18 protein-coding genes are annotated in these 25,020 nt (G+C 54.5%); 13 read left to right on the top strand and 5 right to left on the bottom strand.

The window, feature by feature from the left end:
- Positions 1-48: 48 nt before the first annotated feature.
- From JMJ04_RS15730 to JMJ04_RS15715, 4 genes are all read right to left on the bottom strand, one after another.
- Positions 49-1,428, bottom strand: a complete 1,380-nt coding sequence (locus tag JMJ04_RS15730) for a dihydrolipoamide acetyltransferase family protein (protein ID WP_201371405.1) — start codon at positions 1,426-1,428, stop codon at positions 49-51.
- 81 nt (positions 1,429-1,509) lie between these two features.
- Positions 1,510-2,499: an alpha-ketoacid dehydrogenase subunit beta gene (locus JMJ04_RS15725; RefSeq protein WP_201371404.1), complete on the bottom strand. Its 990-nt coding sequence runs from the start codon at positions 2,497-2,499 to the stop codon at positions 1,510-1,512.
- Complete coding sequence (locus tag JMJ04_RS15720) at positions 2,496-3,593, bottom strand: thiamine pyrophosphate-dependent dehydrogenase E1 component subunit alpha (protein WP_201371403.1); 1,098 nt, start codon at positions 3,591-3,593, stop codon at positions 2,496-2,498. Before JMJ04_RS15720 ends, JMJ04_RS15725 begins: the two co-directional genes overlap by 4 nt.
- A gap of 263 nt (positions 3,594-3,856) precedes the next feature.
- The gene (locus JMJ04_RS15715; RefSeq protein ID WP_201371402.1) at positions 3,857-5,761 is read right to left on the bottom strand and encodes a PrsW family glutamic-type intramembrane protease; all 1,905 of its coding nucleotides are present in this window, start codon (positions 5,759-5,761) and stop codon (positions 3,857-3,859) included.
- Positions 5,762-6,040: 279 nt separating this feature from the next.
- Between JMJ04_RS15715 and JMJ04_RS15710 the strand changes: the two genes are divergently transcribed.
- A complete protein-coding gene (locus JMJ04_RS15710) occupies positions 6,041-7,636 on the top strand; it encodes a tRNA nucleotidyltransferase/poly(A) polymerase-related protein (protein WP_201371401.1) in 1,596 nt (531 codons plus the stop codon).
- Between the two features lie 127 nt (positions 7,637-7,763).
- Here the strand turns inward: JMJ04_RS15710 and JMJ04_RS15705 are convergent, their stop codons facing one another.
- Positions 7,764-8,993: a mannosyltransferase family protein gene (locus JMJ04_RS15705; RefSeq protein WP_201371400.1), complete on the bottom strand. Its 1,230-nt coding sequence runs from the start codon at positions 8,991-8,993 to the stop codon at positions 7,764-7,766.
- Between the two features lie 420 nt (positions 8,994-9,413).
- Between JMJ04_RS15705 and JMJ04_RS15700 the strand changes: the two genes are divergently transcribed.
- The 12 genes from JMJ04_RS15700 to JMJ04_RS15645 all read left to right on the top strand — a co-directional run bounded on the left by JMJ04_RS15700 (position 9,414) and on the right by JMJ04_RS15645 (position 25,007).
- Positions 9,414-10,313 (top strand): NAD(+)/NADH kinase, encoded by a 900-nt coding sequence (locus tag JMJ04_RS15700; protein WP_201371399.1) that lies wholly within the window; start codon positions 9,414-9,416, stop codon positions 10,311-10,313.
- Positions 10,303-12,255, top strand: a complete 1,953-nt coding sequence (gene recN / locus JMJ04_RS15695; protein WP_201371398.1) for a DNA repair protein RecN — start codon at positions 10,303-10,305, stop codon at positions 12,253-12,255. The genes JMJ04_RS15700 and recN overlap by 11 nt, the downstream gene beginning before the upstream one ends.
- Before the next feature lie 17 nt (positions 12,256-12,272).
- Positions 12,273-12,905 (top strand): NUDIX hydrolase, encoded by a 633-nt coding sequence (locus JMJ04_RS15690; RefSeq protein WP_201371397.1) that lies wholly within the window; start codon positions 12,273-12,275, stop codon positions 12,903-12,905.
- A 159-nt stretch (positions 12,906-13,064) separates the two neighbouring features.
- The gene (locus JMJ04_RS15685; RefSeq protein WP_007906339.1) at positions 13,065-13,265 is read left to right on the top strand and encodes a hypothetical protein; all 201 of its coding nucleotides are present in this window, start codon (positions 13,065-13,067) and stop codon (positions 13,263-13,265) included.
- 179 nt (positions 13,266-13,444) lie between these two features.
- Positions 13,445-13,915, top strand: a complete 471-nt coding sequence (locus JMJ04_RS15680; RefSeq protein ID WP_201371396.1) for a GNAT family N-acetyltransferase — start codon at positions 13,445-13,447, stop codon at positions 13,913-13,915.
- A gap of 292 nt (positions 13,916-14,207) precedes the next feature.
- The gene (locus tag JMJ04_RS15675; RefSeq protein ID WP_201371395.1) at positions 14,208-15,740 is read left to right on the top strand and encodes a hypothetical protein; all 1,533 of its coding nucleotides are present in this window, start codon (positions 14,208-14,210) and stop codon (positions 15,738-15,740) included.
- Between the two features lie 146 nt (positions 15,741-15,886).
- Entirely contained in the window at positions 15,887-18,097 is a 2,211-nt protein-coding gene (locus tag JMJ04_RS15670; RefSeq protein WP_201371394.1) for a tetratricopeptide repeat protein, read from the top strand.
- A 64-nt stretch (positions 18,098-18,161) separates the two neighbouring features.
- Positions 18,162-20,717 (top strand): tetratricopeptide repeat protein, encoded by a 2,556-nt coding sequence (locus JMJ04_RS15665; RefSeq protein WP_201371393.1) that lies wholly within the window; start codon positions 18,162-18,164, stop codon positions 20,715-20,717.
- Positions 20,714-22,042 carry a class I SAM-dependent RNA methyltransferase gene (locus JMJ04_RS15660; RefSeq protein ID WP_201371392.1) on the top strand — a complete coding sequence of 443 codons (1,329 nt, stop codon included), beginning with the start codon at positions 20,714-20,716 and terminating at the stop codon, positions 22,040-22,042. Before JMJ04_RS15665 ends, JMJ04_RS15660 begins: the two co-directional genes overlap by 4 nt.
- Positions 22,043-22,077: 35 nt before the next feature.
- Positions 22,078-22,764 (top strand): Maf family protein, encoded by a 687-nt coding sequence (locus JMJ04_RS15655; protein ID WP_201371391.1) that lies wholly within the window; start codon positions 22,078-22,080, stop codon positions 22,762-22,764.
- Between the two features lie 52 nt (positions 22,765-22,816).
- A complete protein-coding gene (gene gluQRS, locus JMJ04_RS15650; RefSeq protein WP_201371390.1) occupies positions 22,817-23,749 on the top strand; it encodes a tRNA glutamyl-Q(34) synthetase GluQRS in 933 nt (310 codons plus the stop codon).
- Between the two features lie 205 nt (positions 23,750-23,954).
- Positions 23,955-25,007 carry a mechanosensitive ion channel family protein gene (locus tag JMJ04_RS15645; protein ID WP_201371389.1) on the top strand — a complete coding sequence of 351 codons (1,053 nt, stop codon included), beginning with the start codon at positions 23,955-23,957 and terminating at the stop codon, positions 25,005-25,007.
- Positions 25,008-25,020: the final 13 nt, after the last annotated feature.

The raw sequence follows: 25,020 nt of genomic DNA, 5'->3' as shown, positions 1-25,020 counted from the left end.
AAACACATACTAATACTAGCACACCCTGCACAGTGTACGTCAATTATTCTAGTAGACGTCTATCTCGCGGCCATAGCTCTCAAGACGCGTCTTGACTGTCTTCAAGAAGCCACCAGACTCCAGGCCATCGAGCAGGCGATGATCAAAGGAGAGGCAGAGATACATCATGTAGCGAATGGCGATGGCGTCATCTTCCGTCACCACCGGGCGCTTCACCACAGCATTCATGGCCAGAATGCCGGCATGCGGCTGGTTAATGATCGGAATAGAGATGACTGTGCCAAAGACGCCCGTATTGTTGACGACAAAGGTACTTCCTTGCATATCCTGCAACGTCAGCTTGTTATTGCGCGCGCGTTGGGCCAGGGCATTTACCTGCTTCGCCAGGCCTGCCAGCGTGTACTGGTCCGCGTCATAAATGGTGGGGACGACCAGGCCGGTCTCGGTTCCGACCGCCACACCCATGTTGATGCGCCTCTTGATGAGGATCTTGTTGTCCTCAGACCAGGAAGAGTTCATAACCGGGTACTTCCGGATGCCCTCACAGACCGCCTTGATCACGAAGGGAACATAACTCATGGCATAGCCCTCGCGGCGCTTGAAGTCCTCTTTGTTCTTCTCCAGCCACTTCGCGATCCCGGTCATATCAACCTCGACCATAGCCGTGGCATGGGGCGAGGTGCGCTTGCTCCGCACCATGTGCTCAGCAGTTGCCAGGCGAATACGGCTGGGCGTAATTACCTGCACATCGTCGCCTGCTGGGATTTCGATTGGTGCTGAGGTGACAGCGGTAGAGGCAGGCTGAGGCTCGGGGGTCTTGGGGGCAGCTACGGCCTGCTGAGCAACAGCACTTGTAGCTGTTGCAACGGGCTGAGCAGTCGAGCGCTGTTCCAGGTAAGCCAGGATATCCTCTTTGCGCACGCGCCCATTGATACCAGTGCCCTGAATGACATTAAGATCAAGGCCATGCTCACGCGCCAGGCGACGAGCCAGGGGCGAAATGCGCTGGCGCTCTTCCTCGCCATTCTTCTCAGTGACGGGGGTCGAGGCCACGGCCTGTGTGCCAGCGGTGCGCGCCTCGCGCTGCTCCATAACTGGAGTTTCCAGTTGTTCGCGCTTCTGCACAGGAGCGGCATCGGGACCTGGAGCGGCAGAGGGAGCCTGGGGAGACGTTTCTGCGGGTATATCTGCGCTCTCTTCAATCAAGACAATATCAGTTCCAACGGGCACCGTCTCATCGACCTGCACCAGGAGTTTGACGATCTTGCCCGCGACGGGTGAGGGCAGCTCCGCATTGATCTTATCGGTAACCACCTCGGCGATAGACTCGTCGCGCTCAACATAGTCGCCGATATTCTTGAGCCAGGCTCCAATCGTCCCCTCAGCCACTGATTCGCCCAGGCGAGGCATCTTAACTGGCGTTGCCATAGTCTTGTACTCCTTATATATCTCCTCCTCAGACCTCGACCATCCAGGCCCAGGGTCTAAGTAGCAGTATGTCATCGTCAATTAGTATGCGGCCAGCTTGCGTGCTGCCGCGAGAATCTTCTCGGCATTGGGTAGATATGCGTTCTCCAGCGGAGGAGCATAGGGGAAAGGCACGTCGGGAGCCGCTACCCGCGTAATCGGACCATCAAGATACTCAAACAACTCTTCCGCCAGCATAGCCGCCAGCTCAGCCCCAATACCACCCGAGAGCATATCCTCATGCACAATCAGCACCTTATTGGTACGCTTCACCGAAGCCTTGATGGTCTCGCGGTCCAGCGGGACCAGGCTGCGCAGATCCACCACTTCCACCTCAAGGTCATCTTCCCGCTCCAGTACTTGAGCCGCCCGTAAGCATTGATGTACCATGGCGCCGTACGTCAGGATGGTCATATCCGCGCCCTGGCGACGCACAATGGCCTCTCCAAGCGGCACGATATAATCCTCTTCCGGTACCTCGTCGCGCAAATCGGGTAGGCGATAGAGAAGCTTATGCTCCAGGTAGAGCACGGGATTATTGTCACGAATGGCCGCCTTGAGCAGGCCCTTCGCATCATAAGTTGTTGAGGGATAGACTACCTTGATGCCCGGCGTATGAAAGAACCAGGCCTCGGGGGTCGAGGAATGAAATGGGCCCCCCCTGGTGCCACCACCAGCCGGGCCACGAATAACCATCGGCGTCGGCACGCCCGTGCGCCAGTACATCTTGCTCGCCATATTGACGATCTGGTCAAAACCACAGGTAATAAAGTCAATGAACTGCATCTCGGCGATGGGACGCATACCCATCAGTGATGCTCCCACAGCCGATCCAATAATAGCAGACTCCGCCATAGGTGTATCGATCACCCGCTCCGCGCCAAACTCTTCTTGCAAGCCTGCGCTGACCTTGAAGGCGCCACCGTAGGTACCCACGTCCTCGCCTAGCAAGAAAACGGCTTCATCTCGCCGCATTTCTTCGCGCATTGCCTCGCCAATGGCTTCCAGATAGGTTATTTTCTTCGCGCTCATCGTCGACCAATGGCCTCCTCTTCCTGGCTTACCGTAGTAAAGGACTCACCTGTACGCCGATCCAGGGCGTTGATATAGCGAGGATTGTCCGCCCCTGGCTCACCAACAATCGCAATAGGACCATCGGGCGCAAACACATAGTCCGTGACCGTCGCTACGTCTGGCTCGGGACTCTGCTCCGCATAGCGAACCGCATCATCACATATCTCGCGGATGCGGGCCTCCATCTGGGCTTTCTTCCTGGCCGTCAAGAGTCTTTCTTGCTCCAGATAGGCCTCAAAGCGGGTAATAGGGTCTTTTTTGAGCCACTCCTCGCGCAGTTCTTTCGGTACATAGTCGGCTTTATCCGCCTCTGAATGCCCGCGCACGCGGAAGGTCTTGCACTCTACAATAGCAGGGCCGTTACCTGCACGAGCATGCTCGCCCGCACGCGAGACGGCTTCGATGACTGCCAGGACATCATTTCCATCCACGGTCTCGCCCGGAATATTATATGCTTTCGCGCGCTCGGAGAGCTGCTGCACATTAAATTGCTTGTAACCAGGGGTCGAGTAGGCATAGCCATTATTCTCAATGACCAGCACCAGGGGTAACTTCTGCACCGAGGCCATGTTGAGCGCTTCGTGAAATGGCCCTGTATTGGTCGCGCCATCTCCACATGAGGCCAGGACGATGCTCTCACGCTTACGCATCTTCATCGTCAAGGCTACGCCACACGCCACGGGAAGCGACTCACCAAGCATACTGATCATCGGCACAATGCCATGATGCATATCGCCAATATGCAGTTGCCCATCGCGTCCCAGCGATGGAGAGTTGCCACGCGCTAACCACTGGCACATGACCGCGCGTGGAGAGGTACCTCGAACTAGATGCATCCCCAGATCTCGGTGCTGCGGAACAATGCAGTCGCCATCGCGCAGCGTCATCGCTGCCCCGACAGTTGTCGCCTCATGCCCTTGCGCGGTGTAGACACCACCCACAACACGCCCCTGCAAGAACAGAGTGCGGGTGCGCTCTTCCATCGCGCGCGTCAGGCGCATGAGATAAAAGATCTGAAGCAGGTCAACATTAGCCTGCTGCATTTCATGCATGTTTTAACTCCTCTAGTTGGGCTGACAGCCTGAAACTATCAGGTTCACTGTATTTTCGCGTGCCGACTTGATAAAGTCAAGGGATCATTTATATGGTACCCCAAACCCTGCTCTATTGGCGAAGGCAGAGGAGTTTTCGCGCCTGCGGCGCTCAGAGTAAGAGGGTATATGTCAAAAACGGCAATGCCGTTTTTGACATATACCCTCTTACTCTAGTGGCTCGCGTAACAAGCCGAGGTAGATCCTAGAGGAGATTTAGGAGACTATGTACCAGTCTGCTCCAATTCCTGGCGCAGGCGACGTATACGCTGGCGATAGACATCTTCGGGCTGTATATCTCCCGGCTTGGGTTCATCGCCCATGCTCACATGCCACTTACGAAAAGCCAGGCCGATCTCCGTCTGGTAGAGCGCTCTTACACGCAGCCACTGTTTCAACCCGCGTTTTCTTAAGACTTTGCGCTCCGCCTTCGCCCGCTGAAACGAACTCTGAAGCAGTGCATACTCATCTACACGTATGACACCGCTACTGACCTCGGACGCCAGGAACTCACGCACAACGGTCGCTTCATGTGCCAACGATTTTACCAGGATATAGAGCAGAGTCAGTTGCGTCACAAAGGGAGGGATATAGTTACCCAGGATGGCGACCCACCAGACCGTTAAAGCGATCGTGTTATTGGGCAAATTGGTTACCAGCGCGCCCGCGTAGAAAATCACGAAGTCATAGGCGCTATGCAGCAAAACCGCGAGCAGGAAGCCCCCGGCTGGCACCAACCACTGCTGCCAGCGCACGCGCGTATGCCGCACATAGCCTAGCGCGACACCTATGCACACCGTAAAGGTTGGATGCGTCAGCCAGCCCAGGACAATGCGTGCCACGATCAGGTAGGGCAGCGATCCCTTGGAGACATTGGTGGCAAAGTAGAGAAAGTTCTCGGTCAGGGCGAAGCCCGCCCCGATCAAGGCCCCGTAGACAAAGCCATCGGTCACGTTATCAAACTCGTCCCGCAGCATATAAAAGAGCAGGACCAGGCCCAGACCTTTTAAGGCTTCCTCAGTAATACCGGGATTGAGTCCCTGTAAAAGCGAGCGTAGCAGCGTGCTCGTTTGCGGCCCCAGGCTACTAATCCAGGCATCCACCAGGCCTTCGCTCAGTTGTGCCAGAGGAATAGCAATAATTCCTCCCCAGAGAAAGGCCGCCAGGCGTAAGAACCAGGGTTCGCGCTCATAGCGATCAATTACATTGACCAGCCAGATCACGATACCCGCAGGAATTAAGGGGATAAACAGAGTTAGTAGGAGGCTGGAGACGCCATGCTGAAGCACGGTCACACCAAAGAAGGTATTAAAAAGCAGGATAATTACCGCGCCCATAGCGAGTAGGGAGATACCCAGTGTTCCCAGGAGCCAACGCAATTTGTTGCCCCGCCGACCACCGAAGGCGAATTGCATCGTCACACCACCAAAGAGAGACTCCTGCTCCTCCCATTCAGTCGTCAGGTTCTCCTCCACCTCCAGGGGCACTCTCCCCACTGGAGACGCTGGCATGCCCAGACTCTGTGCTCTGCTACCAGGCAGCTTTGTTGGCGAAGGTGCGAACATGTGCGGGGTCGACTCAGGTGCCATTATCAATGGCGTGGGAACAGAGAGTACGTCATTAAACATAGCATCTGGAAGCGGCGTCACGGCGCTCTCGCCCGTCAACTTCAGTTGGCGCTCCTTCTGTTGTGAAGCCAGGAGATCTTGATGTAGCGATGAGAGTTGCGTTGCGGAGGTCTCATCAGCGGGGTCAGAAACTTTTTGCGGCGCAATTAATTGCAGCGTTGTATGTCCCAGGATAAGCATATCCTGCGACTGCAAGAATAGACTCCCTCCAGCTGGCACTGCTCGCCCGTTGACGCATACTGTGTTACGCATCGTTAGGTTAAAAATACGCCAGCCCTGTTCAGTCACTACTAACCGAGCATGCTCCCTTGAGACAGTCGGATCCATCAATAAAATATCATTGCTCAGCGCTCGCCCAATGGAGGTCTCTCGATTCGTCAATACATAGACGAAACGCTCACCTGCCAGCCATTCAGTCGGCGTCAGCTCAGCATCTTCAAATGCCGCATTGGCGGGCAATTGCACACGCACAACACGCAGCACGCCATAGGTCTCTTTCATGCTACGTTTCTGGTTCCCAACACTATGCCATCTATCCTTAAAATTTTCGTACTTTAGTGGTTCTATTGAACTCTATTATACCAGCTTTCAGTGGGACAGTAACTGTATCACATCTTCAACCAGGGCACATCCAGCTCTCGTCTCGGGGTAATGGGTATGTGTCAGGAAAACGGCTCTGCCGTTTTCCTGACACATACCCATTACTCTTGAGCGCCGCAGGCGCGAAAGCGTATGTTAGGAGCAGACCACAGCAAAGACATGAAGAAAAGAGCATGCCTCTTGACAACGATACTGGATCGTTCGACAATGAGCACGCAGAGAGAACTGCTACTAAAAGATGAAAGCAGAAGAGAACCGAATTTGGACGCGCAGGCACAAACATATCTACAACGCACAACAACTTTTTTTCTGGAGCGGAATATTCCTGCTTATCTCGTGGGAGGATCCGTTCGTGATCTCCTCCTCGCTCAACCGTGTCACGATTGGGATATCGCGCTCCCAGGCGATACAGTCACCATTGCGCGTCAGCTAGCAAATACGCTGGGTGGAGCCTTCGCTCACATGAACGATAAGGCATGCCGGATTACGATCCCTTCGTCTACTGGGCCAGACATCGTTTTTGACCTCTCGCCCTGGCGTGGGGAGACAATTGAGGAGGACCTTCACGCCCGCGACTTTACTATCAACGCCATGGCGCTCGCTCTCCCCGGGCTGCTCGCCTCACTTGAGTCTGGGACCCAACTAGAGTTGATCGACCCGCTCTATGGGCATATAGATCTCCAAAACAGGACGCTACGTGTGGCGAGTGAGCAGAGCTTCCGCCAGGACCCCTTGCGCATGCTACGCGCGATGCGTTTCCTCATTCACTATCAACTGCGTCTTGATCCCTATACCGCGACCCTGCTCAAGCGGGATGCCTCGCTCCTGCCCCAGGTTGCTAGAGAGCGCGTTCACGAAGAATTCTACGCCCTTTTACGCTTTCCCAACACGACCGATCACCTGCGTTTACTGGATCAGTACGGACTCTTCACCATGCTCTTTCCTGAGTTTATCCAGGCGCGTGGCATGCCCCAGCCATCCCTCCACCACTGGGATGTGTTTGAGCATTCTCTGGAGACGCCACACTACCTACAACTGCTTGATGAGCTCTTACATGCCAGCCCGACCGAACTACGCGCCTCACCCCTCACCTTTGATGGGCATGATGACCTGGTTGAGCTACAAATCCTGCTCCAGGAGGCAGAGCAACAGGGCGTCTTCCAACTGGCAAGCCTTTCGCAACCTGTCACCAGGCTCGCCGCGTTACTTCATGACGTGGGAAAAACTGTCACCTATACCGTTGATGAACACGGCAATATCCACTTCTATCATCATCCCCAGGCGGGTGTGCCACTAACACAGAATATCATGCAGCGCCTGGATGGGAGTACCGCTGACCGTCGCCTGGTTCAGCTTGTCGCCGCTCACCATATGCGTCCGGGGCAGCTCAGCCATAGCGACGTAACGCCTCGCGCCATCCGCCGCTACTTTGTAGATCTGGGACCAATCGGCATCCAGGTTGCACTCGTCGCCCTGGCAGACCACCTGGCGATGCGCGGGCCTCTTCCGCTCACCGAGGCCTGGCGCCAGCAACTGGCGGCTGTGCGCTTGCTCTGCGAACGCTATATCCGTCAACGCGAGAGTATTCTTCCTCCGCGCATGCTACAAGCCGATGAACTGATGCGCCGCCTGGATCTGAAACCAGGCCCCATCATCGGCAAACTCCTTGAGGCCCTGGCCGAGGCCCAGACTGACGGCATCGTCCGTTCCAGGCAGGATGCACTCTGGTTTGCCAGCGAGAAATTACAGGAACTCAAAAACGGAGGTATGGAGTAGGCAAATTGTAGGGTCCAAGCTTGCTTAGACTTCTGCTCACCAGCTAATTGCTTCCTACAGCGAAAGAGTCTAAGCAAGCTTGGACCCTACGCCTCCTTAATGATTTAGCACCTGCTCCTCGTGGAATCTAGAGGACCCAGTGTCCAGTTAAAAACTGGGTAAGCAGGAAGAAGAGCACTGCCCCTGACCCCATCAGATACAGGTAGTTCACATACTTGTTTCGCCCTAGAGTTGCCAGAAGCACAAAAGCTGGAAAGAGTTCAATGACATAACGAGACATTGACTCAAGCGCATAGCGCTCATCTGTTTTTGTCACCAGGTGGAAGAAGAGCCAGAGTACCAGCCCATAGAGAACATAAGAGAGATAAGCACGCGGCAAACGCCAGGGGCCAACGAAACATAATACTAACAGGCCCAGAATCAACAGGTCGCAGCCCAGGTCGATCAGGTTGCGCAACGATTGGAAACTCAAGAAACCACTGCTTCGTTTCACCGCCAGGGCCGAGTCAAGAAGACCCATCCAGGGAAACGTGAGCTGACGATTCCAATGAGCTTGAGCATGCGAGAAGGCCAGCGGATCGCCAAAGCGTAGATAGCAATAGGCGGCAAAAAGTCCTGTTCCCAGCGGAACCAGTCCCATACTCAACACTGCTGGCTGGAGAAGGCGCTTAAGCGCGAACTGGCGCTGGCGCACATATTCATAGGCGAAGGGAACAAGCAGAAAGACTCCTGCGGAGCGCGTCAAGCTAGCAAAGAAGCCAAAAAGTCCTGCTAGCCACCAGTGACCTCGCCGCATATTATAAAAACAGGAAAGCGCTAAAGCGAGAAAGAGCGCATCGGTATAGCCAGCAGCCAGGAAGAAGGCCGTTGGAAATACCACCAGGTACAATATTGCTCGCTCGGCGCGCTCCTGGTCAAAGTCCTCTTTCACTAACTGGTAAAAGACCACCAGCAGTACAAGAAAGGCGATATTCGAGATACACATCGAGGCGATCAAAGGATTATCATGCGTGAGTGGCGTAAGCGCTGCAATGAGCATAGGCTGCAAAGGAAAAAAGGCGGTACGCCAGGCTGCTGTATAGCCATGTTGTGCCAGGACAATATAATTCCCAACATCCCAGTGGTGCCATTCCTGCCAGAGCGTCGATAGAGGCATGTTGGTCCAGGCAAAATCATCAATCCGAAACAACATCGCCAGGCAGGAAATGATAAAAAAGGCCACGTGTATTCCCAGGTAAAGAGGAAGAACGGCCAGCGTAGCCTTGCCCCACTTGCGCCACCCCTGTTCCTTGCTGCCTGCCTCCTCCTTTTTTACGACCTCACGTTTCTCAGTAACCTCTGCATGCTCTGCCAACATTTCCTTTTCCTTCTCTCGAGAAGTATAGCGCAGCACCTGAATGCGCACCTTCGTCTGAATTCGCCCGTATAGAGGGGGTTAGCCAAGTTCTTTAGATTATTGTATCGAAGCATTCAAGTTTGCTTGTTTTTTTCAATGGTAAAACGCCCGGCGAGAAGGCATTGTAACAGACCACATCCATTTGGTCATGTGTGTATCTCAGCGTTTATGCTTTTGGTAAAACCCACCCGTTCAATCGCTCATTGGAGAAGCTTTCTTTTGGAAAGGGAGATAGAACATTTTTACTATCCATGTGCTTTTCCCCCCCTTCTCGCATTGACAAAACGCCCTTCATGGCGTACCATTAGGTAGCACTACAGTGGCTTTTCATAGTCAGGGCGGCACCTTGTGTTCGCCCTCTCTTGCCGCTTGGAGATGGTTTTGAAGACTATTGCGATTTTATACCAGGGACGCAAGCAGGATACCAGAAGCTTTGCTTCCCAACTTGTACCAAACTTACGCCAGCAAGGTTATGAAGTCCGCTCCATCGATATTCGCACGGAGGGGGATGAGCAGCCCGACTCAAAACTGGAAGGGTGTGATCTCGCGCTCGTTTTAGGTGGCGATGGCACGCTTGTCCATGCTGCCCGTATTTGCTCATTTGCCGACTTACCCATTGTTGGCATCAATTTCGGACGCGTTGGCTTTTTGAGTGAACTTGAACCCGACGAGCTTCCCACACATTTACACTATTATCTTGAGCGCGACTCATCAGTCTGGGTAGATGAACGTACAATGCTCCAGGCAGTTCTCACGCAAGATGGACAAAGCGAGGAATTTCTCGCGCTAAACGATATCGTTATCGCTCGTGGGACCTGGCCGCGCGTCGTTCGCGTCCAGGTCTGGGTCGACGATAACTACTATAACACCACAACCGCTGATGGGATGATTCTCTGCACAGCCACTGGCTCAACCGCCTATAATATGGCTGTTGGAGGTCCGCTCTTGCATCCACAGGTACAGAGTACGGTGCTCTCGCCAATCGCACCACACCTGAACTCGAATCGCTCGCTCATCTTACAACCGGAGGCCCACGTTAAACTACGCATCTCTACCGGGACTCAGGATGGTGTCTTCTCGGCTGATGGTCAACGCAACCGGGAGGTGAAGGATGGTGCGATTGTTACCGTCAAGAAGAGTCCACGCATAACCAGGTTCCTGCGTCGGCGGCCACCGACCTCTTTCTATCAGATCATCAACGATAAGCTGAAAAATGATAGTACGCAAGAAATTGAGCATTCTGGCAAGGAAGAAGCTGTAGAACATCATCATGCTACTTGAGCTAAACATTAAAGATTTCGCGATTATCGACAGCTTACACTTACGCCTCAACCGCCAATTTAACGTTTTTACTGGCGAAACAGGCGCGGGTAAATCTATCATTATCGACGCCGTAAACGCCCTGCTGGGCGGAAAAATCGGTGCCGAGTTTGTGCGCGCGGGTTGCGACCGAGCGACGGTTGAGGGCATCTTCTCTATCGATGCGCTTCCTCCTGTCGTGATTGAGGGCATCGAGGTCCTTGCTCCCGTGGGAGCAGATACACCCGCCAACTTGTTGGAGGCTATCGAGGAAGCCGAGAGTCGCCGTAAACAGCGCACCGCCGATACCGAAAGCGCTGATGCCCAGGTCGCCCTGGCCTCTCTCTTACACGAGTTTGATATCGATCCTGAAGATGGGCAACTGATCCTCTCACGCGATATTTTCCGCTCAGGGCGCACCGTGGCCCGTATTAATGGCCGCGCGCTCTCACAGCATGTCCTGCAACAGGTTGCTAGCTGGCTGGTCGATATCCATGGGCAGAGCGAGCATATGACGCTGCTGCGCCCAGAGCAACACATCAACTTCCTGGATCGCTATGCCGAATTGCTTCCCCTCCGTGATCAACTCAGCAGTAAGGTCGCGGAATGGCGCAACGCGCGCAAAACGCTGCAATCCCTACAGCAGAATGAGCGCGACCAGGAGCGCCGGGCCGAGTTCCTGCGTTTTGAGATCGAGGAGATCGACAAGGCAGAGCTACGCGTCGGCGAAATTGAGGAACTCGAAGAAGAACGTAAAGTCTTGAGCAATGCCGAGCGCCTGCGCGAACTGTGCTCGCTCATCTACGAAGCATTGCAGGGTTCGGATCTGGGAGACAGTGGTTATAGCCCCGCCCTCGACCTCCTGCGTGGCGCGCAACGCGACCTGAGCGAGTTAAGCCGCCTGGATTCAAGCATGGATGAGCTGAATGAGTCCCTGGCCGAGGCCATTTATCAGCTCGAAGATGTCGCAACTTCGGTCAGCAGCTACCAGTCAGATATCGAGGATAACCCCTCACGCCTGATCGAGATTGAGGAGCGGCTCGATCTGATCGCCAAACTAAAGCGCAAATATGGCGCCAGTATTGAAGAGATTCTACAGCGCGCCTCCGACGACCGGGCGGAGCTGGATACCATCGTCAATCGCGACGAGATGATTCAGAAACTCCAGCAGCAAGATAGCGTCTTTCGCAAGGCGATTGGCGAAATTGCCGATACCCTCTCGCGTCGCAGACGAGAGGCCGCGACTCACCTGGCAACCGCTATGGAAGAGCAATTAAACGACCTGAACATGCGTCGCGCGCGCTTCCAGGTCGAGATTCTCCAGGTGCCCGATGAAAATGGCATTCCCTCAACAGTCAATGGGGAACCACTTCAACACTACGCCTGCGATAACACTGGCATTGACCACGTGCAGTTCTTGATCGCTCCCAACCCTGGTGAACCATTCAAACCCCTCACCAAAATTGCCTCGGGCGGTGAAACTTCGCGCTTGATGCTCGCGCTCAAAACCATTCTTGCAGGCGCCGATGCAACTCCTACGCTTATTTTCGACGAGATCGACTCTGGTATCAGTGGACGTAGCGGCCAGGTCGTGGGCGAGAAACTCTGGCAATTGACCCTCAATCACCAGGTTATCTGCATCACGCACCTGCCCCAGATCGCGGCCTTCGCCGATACCCATTATAACGTCAATAAACAGATTATCGACAATCGAACCATGACCATCGTGAATGAGCTACGCCCAGAACAACGTATGCGCGAGATTTCGCATATTATGGGCGGCAATGTGACAGAGTTCTCGCTAAAAAGCGCGGAGGAGATGCTGGCACGCTCCGATCTCTGGAAAGAGAACTGGAAGCGCAACCTACGTCAGAGCCGCCATAATCATAATCCAGCTAATCACTATAATCAACCCATCGTCTAGGATCTAGGAGTCTTGACATGCTTTCTTCTCTTCCCCGCGAGCAACAGGATGAAATCGCACGCCTGGCTGAGCGTTACGGCACACCAGCACTACATAATGCGGCCCTCTATACTGGCGACGATTATGAACCACTCAATAAGCCAGATCGCTATGGCGAGGTCTGTATGGTAGTTCGCCGAAAACAAAGCGGTCGCCTGTTGACGATGAAGAAAGCCTTCTATCCACCTGCAACCTTCCGTCTGCTCACTGGTGGCATTCATCATGGCGAGTCGATCTACGATGCACTAGTACGCGAGACCCATGAGGAAACGGGTCTCGAAGTGACTATTACACAGTTCCTGGCCATTGTTGCCTACCAGACGGAGAACGCCAGAAAGACTCCCTCATTCTATACCTTCGCCTTCCTTCTGGATGAGATTAACGGGACCCTAGGCGCCATCGATGAAGACGAGGCAGTTGAGTTCTTCCGCGAGATTCAACCCGCAGAGCTTCCTCAACTGGCTGAGCACCTGGAGCACCTGACCCATACCGAGCAACGCCCCCATCAGAACCTGGGCGACTGGGGCGAGTGGGGACGCTTTCGCGCCGTCATCCATCGCGTCGTGTGGGACAAGCTACAAAGCCAGAGTAACACCAGAGCTAGCAAGTGAGCACAAGCCACATAGTACTCCTGGAGCAGGGACAATCTCGACAGGCTATGCTATAATAGGCACTGACAAATAAACGGGGTAGCAATAATATACCCTGGGCGCGTGTAGATACACAGCTACATTCATCTATCCACCCCTACCACACTAAGGACCTGTCTGATGAGTAAGAAATTCATGAGCACTCTGTTGCTCTTCGCCGTATTTATTGGCTTCATGTACTGGGGCATATCGCTGCTGGTCTCAACCATTAACTCACCGAAGATGGATGGCGAATATATCGTGTATTCTATCCTTCTGCTTGTCTGTGCCGGGTACGCCTTGATCTCCCTGCTCTTACTTCCACGGAAGAAAATGCGCTAACCTTACATAGCTACTGACTCCGCGCGGTTTTCTGTCGATAGTGAAATACGAACCAGCATGCCAGGATGCCTCAGGGCATCCTTCTGGCAGGGGGTCTCCTTTTTTAGGGATAGTGGCCCTTCTGGCACTTCGCTTACCTCTCGCCCAATCCAGATTAGAAAAGAATGTAGGATCTGCCGATGATCGATGAACGGATTAGTACTACGCCCATCGCTATTCGCCTCGCGACGCCCACGGATATTGAACAGATTGATCACCTCGACAGTTTTAGCGCCTCGCCCACGCGCTCGATTCATCGCGAGGTCGAGAAGTACTTTGGTTCTGTTGACCCCTCAACGCATGAATACACTCTGATCTTCCTGGCCGAAATCGCTGGTAATGTCTGCGGGAAGGCAGAACTGATGCTTCCTCCCACTGAAGCACCTCAGCAGATTGGCTATGTCAAGCGCGTCATTGTCCATCCCGACTATCGCGGTCGCGGCATCTCCAAATCGCTCATGCGCTACCTGATTGGCTATGCACACGAAGAACGTCACCTCACCGCCATTGATCTGCTGGTGTGGGAGAATAACGTTCCCGCCATTCAGCTCTATGAGGAGCTTGGCTTTAGCCTGCAACATCGCGAACTCTACTATCGGTTACACCTGTAGAGAACCCCGGTCGACCTATGTCAGCGTACTTTTTTGTTCGTTTGCCTGACCAGTTGTGACATATTCGCATTTCGCTTCGTTGTAAGACATGGACCGAGAAAGGAACCATGCAAAGCTGTCTCACCACAGACCAGCATTCCTCCTAACCGGCACATATCCTGTGTTGAGCCTCGGTTACTCTGATGGAGGTGCTAGACGCTTTATCCTTTTGGGATGACAACGATGTTATCGTTTTTCTCCTTTGCCAAAGGAGGTCCTGTCTCCCCCTCAGCCAACGGATAAAGCCCCATATATGTCACAACGAGCTGTTTTTGCACAGACTACTCAACCGGTCGAGAAGACATCCAAAAAATTACTCCACGATAAGGTCGGGCAACTGCTGCAAACCTTCTTTGTGGCGGAGATCACGCCGGAGAATTATCACCTTTTCGATCTGCAACGACGCGCCCTCTGGATTGGGGTCGCCATTTTCTTACAAACACTCAATGAAATCGACCACGACTGGTATATCCCCTATCTGATGCCAGTGGGTTCACTTATTCCCTTCGTGCTTATCCTTGGGAGCTTTGTCGCGATGTGGATGGCGCTTCGGCCCGCTTCACAGCCACGCCCAAAGTCCGCTATCAAGCGACCTCCAACGCGCTGGCAAAAGTTTATGCTTCTCGCCCTGCTCATCCTCTCGGTGATAGGTGCGGTTGAACTTGGGCGGGGCCTGATCATGTGCGTCCTCCCACCTCAATTCTCCAATGATGGCACTTCACTTGATACCAATGCCGCGATGCTGCTGCTGGAGGGGCGCAATCCCTATACCGACTCCAATATGTTGGATATCTATCGCAACCAGAACTTTACGCTTGAACCCAACTGGACCACGCCCTTGCGCCAGGGACAGTTCGCCAACCGCTATGACTATCCCTCTATCGCCGAATTTCGTAGCGCCCTCGATACTGCGCTCAAGGCTGGCGAGGCTCCCGAGTTCGAATCTAAGGTCAGCTATCCCGCCCTCTCCTTCCTGACCCTGCTGCCCTTCGCCCTGTTTAAAAACTATAATGTCCTGCCACTCTACCTGGCAAGCTATCTTTTCCTGGTCGCCATCGCCTGGAAGGCATCACGTCCAGAGATTCGCCCATGGGTCCTCCTGCTGGGCATTGCCAATGTACCCATGTGGAGTTCCACGGTCGGAGGCAATCTTGATGTCCTTTGTACGCTCTTCGTCGTGATTGCCTGGCTGCTACGCGAGCGGCGCTGGAGCACAGCGCTCTTCTTTGGCCTGGCCCTGGCAAGCAAGCAAACTGCCTGGTTTATCGCGCCCTTCTACTTTGTCATGCTCTGGCGTCTCTATGGCTTTAAAGAGGCCATCTATCGCTGTATGCTGGCGAGTATGTTCATGCTTCTCATCAATATGCCATTTATTCTCTGGAACCCTCATGCTTGGCTCGCGGGTGTCCTCGCACCCATGGCAGATCCTATGTTCCCTATGGGGGTTGGCCTCGTTGGCTTAAGTGTGACGCACCTGCTACCGTTCTTGCCAACCAGCATGTATACCCTGCTTGAGGGCGTGACTATGCTCGCCATGCTCTACGTCTACTGGCGTATCTGCCGCAAGCGCCCCGAGGCCGCATTCCTGCTAGCGATTATCCCGCTGTTCTTCGCCTGGCGCAGCCTGCCGTCCTACTTCTATTGTGCAGCCCTGCCCATGTTCGTCTTGATCAGCTCGCGGTTGACGCCGCTATCTGGTCAAGCCCTGGCATCGGCCTTCTCTACGATGGTTCAGCGCAGCAAGGTCGGCATAGCCTCGTCATTGAACGCGCCCCTTTCTATGTAAAAGAGAAGACAAACGTACAGGTTTTCCATCAGAGACAAGAAGAGTGCTCCTGGCAAAAGCACTCTTCTTTTTGTTGTTCCGCTCGACTCTTCCCCTACTTCGTGGTACAATCCACACGATAATAAGTTGTGAGGTGAGCGCGATTTATGGTACGGAAAAAAGAGACAGCATTTAGCTTGACTGACGAAGAACAACAGCAACAACAACACCTGCTTACACACTATCATACCCTGGCAGAAAACCTGCGAGAAAGCACGGATGCCTCCTCAATCGAGCACGTGTTGCAAGAGCTTTTGCAGTACACACCAGAGCTTCAGCAAACAATTGCCAAAGAGCTCAGCAAGGAACAGCACAGTGATGCTGCCGATATCCTGCTCGCGCTCCATAGCGTCAGCCCCAACAAAGAGGTACGCAAGGAGGCGAGACGTGCGCTCCTGCGCTTAGAGAATGCCTCAATCAAACCACAGTGGCAGGCTCCTCAGGCACGCACCTCAGTTGTGGAGATCAAGACGGCAAACCCACCGCGCTTCTGGCGAGGACAGGTCTCACAGACACGCGAACAGGGAGAAGTGCTCCTCTCGCTCTACTGGGAACAGGGCTATGACTATACCGAGGTGCGAAGCCTTACCTTCGTTCTTGATTTCTGGCGCGATGGCGTCCGTGAATTCATCCTGGAAACGCTCAGCAAACGTCGCGTGCTTGAGAGCATAGAGGAGCGCCAGGTTACCACTGGTCAAGCCTTTGTTGAGTGTGCCCTGGCAGAGGGCAGACGCTTGATCGAAGAGGCTCTCGCGACCAATACCTGGCGTGGGAACCAGCCTGCAGCCGAATACCGCCATCATAACAACACCCTCAATACTCTGATCTTCCAGGCTCAGGATGTTGGACGCGACCGGGGCCTGACCTTCATGTATCCTGAGATGGATGCCCAGGAGACGGCTATTAACTTCGTGGGTGCCTGGTCAATAGGCGATTATGGCCTGACCTATGATCTCCTCAGCCGGGATAGCACGCTATTAAAAGATATAACACGCGCTGAGTGGATTGAACAACATCGCCGCTGGTCCGATGAAGCCCACCCCGCCCGCCTTATGCTGACGTTTGTACAGGAGCACGAGGCACCGCAAAGCACACTCTGGCTTCCCTCCAGTGCGACCAGTAGCCAGGCGAAGCGTGTAGAGGTCGAAATTGGCTGGTCGCTTGAACTCAGCGAAACCATGCTCAGTGGTGCATTGGCTGAAATGCCGCTAGGAACGGCGATCAATAAGGAAACGGGCCGGCACTGGTTCTGGAGCAAATACACCATGGCGCGCGAAAATAATGAATGGCGCGTTCAGCGCTTCCATGATGAGGGGGCACGCCTGCAAGGACTTCCCATTACGGAGATTCAGCAGCAGATTACGCGTCGGGAAGAGGAGGTCGAGGCCAAAGCCAAGCAGCCAGCAGAGGATATGCAAAGCCTGCTTGATGAGCTGACACGCGGCTTCTACCAGATCTTACACTACTATGATGCTCTGATTGCCCTGGTTCCTCTTGATAGACAGCCATGCGAAGCGGCTACTGGCCGTGCTATGGCCCTGGGCAGTCCCGAGCGAGCTATGGTTTATCTTCAGCGGCTGGTCGAGCGCTTCCCTGAGCGACTCGAGTTAAATATGCGTAGTCTCGCAGGGACATACGCTACCTATGCCTTTAACGAGGCTGCGGCCAATATACCCGGACGACGTGAGCATTTCCTGGAGCTTGCTGAAGCAACGCTTCGTGACTTGCTAGAACTACATAATGATGCGCTGAATCATCTTCTCCTGGCTGAGCTTTACAGTAGCCAGGAACGCAACGAAGAGGCCGAAGAAGAGCTACACCAGGCAGAAGCGCTCAATCCTACCACTGACGAGCAAGGCAGTATCGAGGCCAACCTGGGCGCACTAGCCATGCGCCGCGAACAGATGGCCACAGCGTTAGCCCATTTTGAGCGGGCCTCAAAGCTGGTGCCCAACCATCCAGGCATATGGTTCAATCTAGGCTTCGTCCATCGCCTGCTGGGACATATGGAGACAGCGGCGTCACACTATAAACACGCCATTGAACTGGAGCCACAGGATATCCGCCCCTACTCTGAGCTTACAGCCATTAATATGAATCAGCAGGACCAGCAGGAGGCGCGCCGGGTCGTTGAAGCTGGACTTGCCGCCAATCCTGACTCGGCTCATCTGCTTGCGCTGCATGCCTCGGTCTTACATGTACTAGGCGAAGAGCGGGCCGCGCAGCGCCAACTTGAGCAGGCGGAACGACTCGATCCAACCCTGGAGATCGTCCAGGCCACTCGCCAGCAACTCGAATTGGAGAAGAAGAGAAAATAGCGGGCTTTACGCGCCCCATGCTCACTGTTCGTAGTGAATAATATATGGAAGGGAAAGATGGATTGTGTCACAAAAACAGAAGGCAGGAGCAAGCTCAAACGCTAACTCAAAAAGGGCGCATACCTCCCCAGGACTGAGCCCTGAAGAGCAGGCCTGGGTACAACAACAGCTTACCGACTATCCGGGCTATACGCAAGCGCTCCAGGCCACGACACATGCGCGCCAGGTCCAGGAGGCACTCTCACCTCTGCTGGCTCAATCCGAACCTGTGCAACAAGCCCTGATACAGGGCCTGGGTAAACAGATTACTCAGGAGGCCGCCGACCTCTTGCAAGCGCTACACGAACTGGCATCAACCAAAGAGTTACGCAAAGAGGCGCGCCGCTCCCTCCTACGCCTGGAGAATGCTAAAATTACGCCACACTGGCAATTGCCAGCCGAGGAGCAGGTACCTGCGCAACCCATCACACCCCAGGCCAGCACTCCACCTCGCTTCTGGAAAGGCTTTTATACAGATACGCTCGCCGAAGAAGAGGCGGCAGAGGTCATCCTCCTCTGGGAAGAGGGTGATGGCTATAAAGAGGCGCGCATCATGGGTATGACACTGGACTATCGCCTCCACGGTATTGAAGACTTCTTCTATGAAGCACATTTGAGCAAACGCCTGGCCGAGAAACGCCTGGAGTATATACGTACACAGCAGTTTTCAGGAGCCCGCTTCCTTCCGTGCACGCTGCCAGAGGCTCGTCACCTGATGGAAGACGCCCTGGACGTTCTGGAAGAACATGGAGCGCGCGCCCCAATAGATTTCGTTCGCTACCAACATATTGTCGATGAGCTTATCCTGAGCTCACCAGACGCAGAGATAGAAAATGAGGATGAAGAGATAATGCCGAAAGAGAACGAGCTCGGTCCCTTTGATATGGCTCAGGAGATGCAAAACTTTTTCGAAAACTTCTTTGCCGCAGGCGACCTTTTCGACCAGACGGTTGAAGAGTTTTTCGATGCCTGGAGTGAGGGCAACTATGGAGAAGCCTACGACCTGCTCGCGCACGATAGCCCGCTACGCCAGGGACTCGAGCGTGAAGCCTGGGTCCAGTTGCGTGAGCAATGGCGCGCCGAGGCCCAGCCAGCGAACTTCCGCATCCTAGGCCTGGAAGAGCGACTGGAGGATGAGGATTTCCTTGACGAGGAAGAGGAAGACGACCAGCTAGAGGATGAAGAGGAGGAAGACGAGCTAGAGGATGAGGAGGATGAGGACGAAGAGGAGCTAGATATCGAAGCCGAAGAGGGGATCGTCGATGTGTGCTGGTCACTGGAGATGCGGCAGACGCCACTCTCTGAGCGCCTTCCCGAACTGCCCAGGGCAACCGCTGTCTATGATGTGACTGGGCGCCACTGGTTCTGGTCCAGTTTTACCGTCATCGATGAAGGTGGCGAGCCACGCCTGGTCTCTCATGTCGATGAGGGGACACAGCTCCAGAGCCTCTCCGACGAGGAGCTTGAGACCCGCTCCGATGAGCTTATCCAGCGTTACGAACAACTAATGGAGAAACTGGGCATCGATGAAGAGGGCAATCGCATCGTCCGAGAGGAGAGCGAGGACGAGGAGAATGAAGAGCTGGTCTTCACCCAGACGCTAGCTGGTCTTCAAAAAGGCATCACTATCACCAGCAAGTACCTGCACCATCTCGATGCCTTGATCGCGCATCACCCAGACGAGCAGTCCGAGCAGTATCAGCAAGCAGCTAGCCAGGCGGAGGCATCTCAGGACCTGGAACGTGCTGCGTATTACCTGCAAGCCATCGCGGATCGCTTCCCTGAACTTGCGTCAAAGGCCTTAATCAGCCTGGCAAATGCTCAACAGCGCCTGGCTCAGGCGGCGGAGCAGGATGAGGAGCGCTCCACGCGTTTCTTCAAGCTCGCCGAACAGAACCTCCACACCAGCCTGGAGAAGGAGCGATCCGCCCTGGGCCTGATCTTACTGGCCCAACAGCTCTCGCATGAATACGCCAAATTTGATGAAGCCGAGAAACTACTTCACGAGGCTGAACAGCTCTCGCCCAATGCTAACGAGGCATTGATGATCGCTGTCAACCAGGGCATGATTGAGGAATACCGTAATCATATTCCGCAGGCTATCGAGCATTATCAGCGCGCCACGACCATCGCTCCAGACTTCCCCAATCTCTGGAACAATATTGGCTATCTCCAGTTAAACATGGAGCAGTACGACGAGGCCGAAAAGAGTTTCTTGCAGAGCGTTGACCATGATCCCACCAACACAGAAGCCTACGTACACCTGGCGGATCTCTATGTCCAGGTACGCGAGGATATTGATGGCGCCGAAGATGTACTGCAGCAAGGGCTAGAAATCAACGAGGACGATATCGGCATTCTGGGCAAGCTGACTGAGGTCTACATTCAGAAAGGCGAGCTGAAAGAGGCCGAGCAGTACCTTGAGGCTGCGGAGGAAATCTCGCCTGATTCGGCTTTCGTCCAGGAACTACGTGCCAACTTAGATCAGGCACGCGCAGAGAAACGACGTGCCATGAAATCTCGTGGCGAACAGCGCAAAGCGAACCAATCTCAGAACAAAGCGAAAAAGCACAAGAAATGATGACAGATTTCAACGAACAGTTGCAAGAACGTATGATTCATTATCATACAGTAACGCTTGGACCCCTGACACGCCAGGGACACGCCACGGCTGAAGTGACGATCGAGAAGGAGGCGGAGGAGCCAAAGCTCCTCCACCTCCTCGTACCCGCGGGATTGCCAGGCGAACGCGTCACTATCGCGGTCGAGGATCCTCCCAAACCACGCCCCGGGCGTCGGAGCCGCCGCTGGAAGCCGCGCCCACCTCGCGTCTGGATCACCGAGATTCATGAATCTTCGCCAGAGCGCGTGGTTGCTCCCTGCCCTGTCTTTGGCACTTGTGGAGGCTGCCAGTTGCAGCATTTGCAATATGAACGCCAGCTCACCTGGAAACGTGAAATGGTGGAAGAACTGCTACGTGAGATTGGCCACTTTGAACAGCCTCCACTGCTGGAGGCCGTGGCTTGCGAAATCCCCTGGAACTATCGCAATCAAATGCGCTTCTCCATCAATCGTGAGGGGCAACCAGGGCTGACCGCACGCGATACGCGCCGGGTTCTGCCGCTTGTCTCCTGCCCCATCGCGCATGAACGCATCAACCGCGCGCTTACTGTGCTGAGCCAGTTTGAGAATCCGCGTCCACAGGTCATTGTGCGCTATGGTGTCGGCACGGGACAGATGCTCCTACAGCCTCAACAACCCGAAGAGGTGCAGCAACAACTGCAAGAAGCCGGACTGACCATTTGTGACGAGACCATGGAGGAGAAGCTGGGTGGCAAGACCTTCCGTATCCGCCCTAGCTCGTTCTTCCAGACCAACACGCCACAAGCTGAAAAGATGGTTCGCATGGTGCTTGATGGACTCCTCGCGCATCGACCCGCCGAGAAGGATCCTGCACAGTTGACCATCGTCGACGCATACTGCGGCGTTGGCACCTTTGCCCTGCTGATGGCACACCACTTTGGTCGCATTATTGCCATTGAGGAGTCGCCCAGTGCCATCCGCGATGCCCATTGGAACGCACGCGATATCAATAACATTGAGATTCTCAAAGGGAAGGTTGAGGACGTGCTACCCGGGCTAAGCGCCCAGGTAGATGGCTTTGTCATCGATCCGCCACGCGCAGGCTGCCAGCCCGTCGTTCTGGAGACGCTGCTGCGCTATCCCGTTGAACGCGTGGTGTATGTCTCCTGCGAACCATCGACCCTGGCACGCGATCTGGATGTCCTCTGTCATGGTGACGAGACCTACCAACTGGTCTCCGTGCAGCCGCTCGATATGTTTCCACAGACCGCGCATATTGAATGTGTAGCCGTCCTGGAACGCAATAAGCATGAAAATATATAGTTACGTACAAAGCTTCTCACCAGGTAATTGACTCTATGCTAAATCATCATACGCATTTGCTGCTCGCCTCCGCCTCTCCCAGGCGCAGGCAGATTATTACCTCCCTTGGCCTGCCCTACACCATTGGCGTGTCACCAACCGATGAAGAGGCAGTCCAGGCACTCTATCGCGGGCCTGCGGACGGCCTGGCGCAGTGGACCGCCGCGCATAAAACCCTGGGCGCCCTTACTATGCCCGAGTCTCAAGGCGCGCTCGTGGTGGCGGCGGATACTACCGTCCTCCTGGATGATCAGATCCTGGGCAAGCCACGCGATGCAGAGCACGCGCGCCAACTCCTGCGCTCCCTGCGTGGACGCTGGCACCGCGTGGTCACAGGCGTTATCGTGTGCGCGCTCAAGGATGGTCAAATCACGATGTTTGGCGCTAGCCAGGCTACACCCGTGCTCATGCGTCCCTATAGCGATGCCGAGATCGACGCCTATATTGCCAGCGGTGATCCTATGGATAAAGCCGGCGCCTACGGTATCCAGAATCCCGATTTTCAACCGACCGAGCGTATTGATGGCTGCTATTTGAACGTCGTTGGCCTGCCACTCGGCACGCTAACTGAGCTACTTGCGCGCTTTGATGTTCAGCCGCTGGCACCACATGTCGCAGATCCAGCCTGCCCCTGCTGCCCCTGGTCCACGCGCTTGCTTAAGAACGAGGCCACCCACGTCTAATTACATGCTTAAGTCATCTTCAGCAGCAACGGCAAGGCAGACAGAAGAAATTGTGGTACGGGGGCGATACGCCCCCAGCCCAACGGGGGACCTGCACCTGGGCAATCTGCGCACCGCCCTGCTAGCCTGGCTCTTCGCTCGCCGCGAACAGGGACAATTTGTGCTACGCGTCGAGGATCTCGATCAGCCCCGTGTGCGCGCGAGCGCCACACAAAGTATGCTGAACGATCTCCGCTGGCTCGGGCTGGATTGGGATGAGGGTCCTGGCGTGGGCGGCCCCTATGCACCATACACGCAGAGCGAGCGCCTGGAGATCTACGAGATCTATCTGAAACGCCTCCAGAATGCAGACCTGGTCTATCCCTGCTATTGTAGCCGGGCCGAGATCGTGCACGCGGCGAGCGCGCCTCAGCAGGGAGCCGAGGATGGACCACGCTATCCCGGCACCTGTCGCTATCTGACGACACGCGAACGTAGCCAGCGTGAGCGAATGCGCCGCCCCTCGCTTCGTCTGCGCGTGCCGGATGAGAGCGAGGTCGCCTTCACCGATCTTGTGATGGGGCCAATGACGCAACATGTCCAGCAGGCAGTTGGCGACTTTATTATCCGCCGCTCGGATAGTATCTTCGCCTACCAGTTCGCCGTAGTTGTCGATGACGCCCTGATGCAGATCAACCAGGTCGTGCGTGGCGCTGACCTGCTCTCCTCGACTGCGCGTCAGATTCTACTCTTTCAGCTCCTTGGCTTCCCCATTCCCACCTTTGCCCATGTTCCCTTGATTCTAGATGCCACAGGCAAACGCCTCTCCAAGCGCGATGGCAGCACGGGCCTGGCTCCCCTGCGCGCAGCGGGACAGACACCACAACACATCATCGGGCAGCTTGCAACAAGTTGTAGCCTTCAGCCGAATGGTACTCTTCTCACCCCTCACCAGCTCCTCGCGGTCTTCTCTCAGCATCGATATGGTATAATGCGCACAGAATAAACAAGTCACACAAAAATCACAGACATTTCATCATCCTGAGATTTTGCCATGCGAGGCGCGTAAATATAAACTTGCGCCTACCAATCAAGGCAAAATACAGGATGTGTGTTATCTGGCGTCTCCATCTGGTTAGCGCACTAGAAGGGTTCTCGTAGTTCGGATGATTTTGGCACAGGAGCTTATTAATTATATCTGGTTAAAGAGCATGATACAGCCGGTATTTCGCATCATTATCCTCGTTGCCGCTACATTGATAGCGATCTTTCTAGGCTTGCAGTTCCGCCGTAGGCTCAGGGCGCGCTTGAAGAAAACGGTGCTCGACACCTGGATTATCGAGACGCTTGGGATACTCATCATTCTTCCACCCGTGATTATTGTTCTGCTGATTGCGCCTATTATCTACGATTGGGGATTCAATCACTTTAAGGATTGGATAGATGGCATTGGTACCACCCTCAAAATTGACTCAGGCAATCTCCCTAACACACTCTGGCATCTCTTCTGGACCTTCTTCTGGACAATCCTGGTCATTGCCCTGGGCCTGGGCGCGGCGCGTACCGTTCGTGACCTAATTGTTCGCTCGCTGGGCGAGAACCGCATCGATATCAACATTCGCACGCTTATCGGGCGTATCTTCTACCTTGTCACGCTAATTATCGTGCTCTTTGTCCTGCTCTCAATCTGGAATATCCCCATCACGGCTCCCTTGACGATTCTGGGTGCCCTGACGGTTGCGATCACGGTCTCAATTCAGGACATCGTCAAAAACCTCTTCTCCGGCTTCTACCTCCTGGTTGAGCGCCCCTTCTACATTGGCAATATCATCACGACCAATAGCGTTGGCGTCAACTACACTGGGCGAGTCGAGGATATCCAGTTGCGCGCGACGAAGGTTCGCCAGCTCTCCGGTGAGGAGATCATGATCCCCAATGCCTATCTCTTCAATAACGTGGTCGTCAATAGCTCATACTATGGTGAGCGTCGCGCCGCCATCACGATTGCCTTGCCGCAAGACAAGTTTGTGAAGGAAGAGACTGCCGCCATCATTCTCCGTGAGCTTAAAGAAATTCCGGCTGTGATTCCCAAGCCCGAACCAGGCGTGCACTTTACGAGCTTTGCCGCGCAAAAAGTCACGCTGACCCTACGTTTCTGGATCAGCGTTGAGCAGACAGATACGATTACCGATGTGATGTTTGCGCTCTATCACGCACTGCCGGATGCTGAGTTGACGGTAACCGAACTAGCTGGCAATATATAGCAAGCAAACATAA

The sequence above is a fragment of the Ktedonobacter robiniae genome (assembly GCF_016587375.1).
GTDB classification, from domain to species: Bacteria; Chloroflexota; Ktedonobacteria; order Ktedonobacterales; family Ktedonobacteraceae; genus Ktedonobacter; species Ktedonobacter robiniae.
This window is presented reverse-complemented; position numbering and strand designations above follow the sequence as displayed.